Annotated in this window: 3 protein-coding genes; 2 read left to right on the forward strand and 1 reads right to left on the reverse strand. The window is 71.1% G+C overall.

The window, feature by feature from the left end:
* Positions 1–350: 350 nt before the first annotated feature.
* Positions 351–896: a hypothetical protein gene (locus DMC18_RS23755; RefSeq protein WP_110121836.1), complete on the reverse strand. Its 546-nt coding sequence runs from the start codon at positions 894–896 to the stop codon at positions 351–353.
* 156 nt (positions 897–1,052) lie between these two features.
* On the opposite strand from DMC18_RS23755, the gene metC reads away from it, so the two are divergent.
* Together metC and mdoH are read left to right on the forward strand one after the other, a co-directional pair.
* Positions 1,053–2,207 carry a cystathionine beta-lyase gene (gene metC, locus DMC18_RS23760; RefSeq protein WP_110121837.1) on the forward strand — a complete coding sequence of 385 codons (1,155 nt, stop codon included), beginning with the start codon at positions 1,053–1,055 and terminating at the stop codon, positions 2,205–2,207.
* A 211-nt stretch (positions 2,208–2,418) separates the two neighbouring features.
* Positions 2,419–4,106, forward strand: a 1,688-nt coding sequence (gene mdoH / locus DMC18_RS23765; protein ID WP_110133373.1) for a glucans biosynthesis glucosyltransferase MdoH, incomplete at its 3' end; no start/stop codon positions are given.

The following is a 4,106-nucleotide window of genomic DNA, read 5'->3' on the forward strand; positions in this document are numbered from 1 at the left end:
CGCCCGGGAAGCCGGCAGCCAAACGACCGCGCGGAGCGCCTAGGCTTCGTCGAAACGGTATCTGTCTACACACCTCCGGGCGTCGCCCGGGCGCTCCGCTCCCCTTCATCCACTCAGCGTCTGGGCGCGTGAGGCGGGAAAGCTGTGCGCCCTTCGAGGCTAGCTTTCGACTCGCGCCTCAGGATGAGGACGCGCTCAAAGACCCTCCCCCTGAAGGGGGAGGTGGCCCGGAGGGCCGGAGGGGGAAGTCATTGCTGACGTTGAAGGCGCTGCTGAACTCACCAGCAACTTCCCCCTCAGTCGCTTCGCGACAGCTCCCCCTTCAGGGGGAGCGTCTTGGGGGCGGGACTTCATCCTCCCTTGGCGCACGCCGCCTTGGCCAGCTCATAGCTCGCGAAGGTCTGCTCCTTGCCAACCGCATCACGCACCACGATCGACCACGACAGCTTGCCGCCCTTCACCGTCCAGCGATTGACGAAGCTGGACGCACCATAGGGATACGCGACCTCGAACCCGCCGGCGGCGACCGCGCCCGTCCCCATCGAAGCCCCGTCGCCGCCGAAGCTGTCGGCCCACAGGCCGACGATCGCGGCCGGCTCGCCCGCCTTGGTCGTGCGGCCGCCGAACAGCAGGTGGGCGGCGTAGGCGTCAGCCGGGTCGGCCTTGGCGCGGCTGTCGGCCTCGACCAGCATCATCGCGTCGCCCGCCACGGGCTCGACCGCCAGGGCGATGGTCACCGGCTTGCCCATCACCGCCCCCTCGCCGCTCCAGCACCCCGCCAGGGCCCGCACCTCGCCCGGCGGGCCGACGGGCGCCTCGCCGGCTACGGCGACGCCGCCCAGAAACGCCGACGACAGCGCCCACGACAGCGCCACGCCCGGAACCGAAACTCTCATGCTGCTCCCCCTCATGCGCCGACCCCCGCCGGCGCGCTCGCGCCTGGATGGCAGATTCGTCGGCTCCGTCGCCAAGACGACGATCAAATCCTTGAACCGCAAGCGCCGGCGCTCTTAAACGAGGCGTTCCTTCCCGTGCTCACGAGTCCCGCCGCCATGGACGAAAAGACCCGCCTGATCCGTTCGGGCCTGCAGGCCCAGTCGCTGGCGCGGACCGTCAACCCGCCGATCCAGCGCGGCTCGACCGTGCTGCTGCCCAACGCCGCGTCGCTGTACGACGACAGCCAGCTGACCTACGGCATCACCGGCCTGTCCTCGCCCGCCGCCCTGCAGGCCGCCCTGGCCGAACTGGAAGGCTCGCCGGACGTGACCCTCTACCCCTCGGGCCTAGCGGCGATCACCGGGGCGATGATGGCCGTGCTGAAGGCCGGCGACGACGTGCTGGTGGTCGACAGCGCCTACAAGCCCACCCGCCGGTTCTGCGACCGCTTCCTGACCCGCTTCGGCGTCACCACCCGCTACTACGACCCCGCCCTCGACGCCGACGCCTTGCTGGCCCTGGCCGGCCCGAAGACCCGGCTGATCCTGCTGGAGGCCCCGGGCTCCCTGACCTTCGAGATGCAGGACGTGCCGGCCATCGCCGCGGCCGCCAATGCGCGCGGCATCCTCACCTTGATCGACAACACCTGGGGCGCGGGCCTGCTGTTCAAGCCCCTGGCCCACGGGGTGACGATCAGCGTCCAGGCCCTGACCAAATATGTCGGCGGCCACTCCGACTGCTTCATGGGCAGCGCCACGACCATGGACCCGGTGATCGGCGACGAACTGGGCAACGCCATGTGGGACGTCGGCTGGTCGGTCTCGCCCGACGACGCCTACGCCGTGCTGCGCGGCCTGCGCACCCTGGCCACGCGGATGCCGCGCCACGAGCACAACGGCCTGGCCGTGGCCCGCTGGCTGCAACAGCGCCCCGAGGTCGCGCGCGTGCTGCACCCGGCCCTGCCCGAGGATCCCGGCCATGCGATCTGGAAGCGCGACTTCAGCGGCGCCTGCGGCCTGTTCGGCGTGGTGCTGAAGCCGGCCCCGCAGAAGTCGGTGCACGCCTTCCTCGACGCCCTGACCCTGTTCGGCCTCGGCTTCTCCTGGGGCGGATTCGAGAGCCTGGCGATCCACTGCGACCCGCAGCTGAAGAGCCGCTCGACGCCGCTGAACCTGGAAGGACCGCTGCTGCGTCTGCACATCGGGCTGGAGGACCCGGCCGATCTGATCGCCGACCTGGAACGCGGCTTCGCGGCGCTGAAGGCGGCCTGACGGGGCGCGGATCCGTCCGCGCCCGGCCTTCTTTTCCGCGCCGCAACAATCGTCGAGAACAAGGCGTGATTGCGGCCAAATCGCTGAATCTGCTGCTCGTTTCAGCAGTTCGACAGCTTGACCGCGGCTCGCGAAACGTGACCGTGGTTATATTTCCTTCGCATCGCAACCCATTGCCTGGGTGAGGGTTCTTCGCGCGAAAGGACCCTCGATGGACATACGCCTCGCCGACCGGCTTCCGCCTTGCAACATTCCCCACGAGGCGACGCCGGACGCCTGGCTGCCGCAGGAATCCGAACTCGACATGCCCGTGCGGCCGCTGTCGGCGCCGCCCTCCAGGCGACGGCTGGCGCGCTCCCGCCAGCGGCGGCGGCTGGCGCTGGGCGCCTTCACCCTGCTGTCCTTCGGCTTTGGCCTGACGACCATGCTGGACGCCTTCGTGGGTGGCGGCGTCACCCCGCTGGAGTGGATCGACGCGCTGCTGGTCGCGGCCCTGCTGGCCTGGACCGGCTTTTCCTGCGCCGCGGCCTTGGGCGGCTTCCAGCTGGCCCTGAACCCCGACAGCTGGGAGCGGCGTCTGGACGATCCGCCCCCGCACTTGAGGAAGCGTGTCGCCCTGCTGGCGCCGATCTACAACGAGGACGTGACGGCGGTCTTCGCCCGGATCGAGGCCATGCGAGCCGATCTCGACCGCGAGCGGCTGTCCTCGACCTTCGACGTCTTCGTGCTCAGCGACACCCGAGACCCGGACATCGCCGAGGCCGAGCGCCGCGCCGTGCTCGCCGCTCGCGCCAGCCCCTCGCCCACCCGCCTCTATTACCGGCGCCGCGAGGCCAACACCGACCGCAAGACCGGCAACCTCGCCGACTGGGTCCGCCGGTTCGGCGGGGCCTACGAGTGCATGGCGGTGCTGGACGCCGACAGCCTGATGAGCGCCCGCTCGCTACGCCGCATGGCCGGGGCGATGGAGACCGACCCGACGCTGGGCGTCCTCCAGGCCGGCTCGACCATCGTCGGGCGCAGCACCCTGTTCGGCCGGGCCGAGCAGTTCGCCGCCTGGGCCTACGGGCCGCTGGCGACCTGGGCCCTGGCCTGGTGGAGCGGGGCCGAGGCCAACTATTTCGGCCACAACGCCATGATCCGCACGCGGGCCTTCGCGGAGTGCTGCGGCCTGCCGCACCTGCCGGGCAAGGCGCCGTTCGGCGGCGCGATCCTCAGCCACGACTTCGTCGAGGCCGCGCTGCTGCGTCGCGGCGGCTGGGCCGTGCGCATGGCCCCGACGCTGGAGGACGTGCACGAGGAAGCTCCGCCCACCCTGTCCGACATGCTGGTGCGCGACCGCCGCTGGAGCCAGGGCAACCTGCAGCACCTTGGGATCCTGGGCGTGAAGGGCCTGCATCCGGTCAGCCGCCTGCACCTGCTGCGCGGCGCCCTGGCCTATGCGCTGGCCCCGGTCTGGCTGCTGCTGGTGGTGCTGAGCGCCCTGCTGGCGGCCTTCCCCGTTCTGGGCGGCGCGCAGGAGGAACTCTTTCTCGAAGAAGGCGCCGGCGCGGCCTTCGCCGTGTCGCTGGGCTTCCTGGCCGCCCCCAAGCTGCTGGCGGTGATCCTGGCCTGCAAGGAAGGCCGCGCCGATAGCTTCGGCGGCATGCGGCGCCTGTGGGCCTCGGTGGCCCTGGAGACCGTGCACTCGACCCTGACGGCGCCGACCGTGCTGTTCGGCCACGCCCGCTGCCTGCTCGACATCCTGGCGGGCCGCGACTCTGGCTGGGCCGCCCAGCGCCGCGACGTCGACAAGATGGCCTGGCGCGAGGCCTTGAAGCGGCATGCGCCGGAAATGGTCGCCGGCCTCGCGCTGCTGGCCTGCGCGGCGATCGCCGGTCCGTCGCTGGGGATCTGGAT

The sequence above is a fragment of the Caulobacter sp. D5 genome, from assembly GCF_003185805.1.
GTDB lineage: Bacteria > Pseudomonadota > Alphaproteobacteria > Caulobacterales > Caulobacteraceae > Caulobacter.

Bases quoted from the DNA above. Each gene is read 5' to 3' on its own strand.
- DMC18_RS23755 (WP_110121836.1), bottom strand. From the start codon at position 896: ATGAGAGTTTCGGTTCCGGGCGTGGCGCTGTCGTGGGCGCTGTCGTCG.
- metC (WP_110121837.1), top strand. From the start codon at position 1,053: ATGGACGAAAAGACCCGCCTGATCCGTTCGGGCCTGCAGGCCCAGTCG.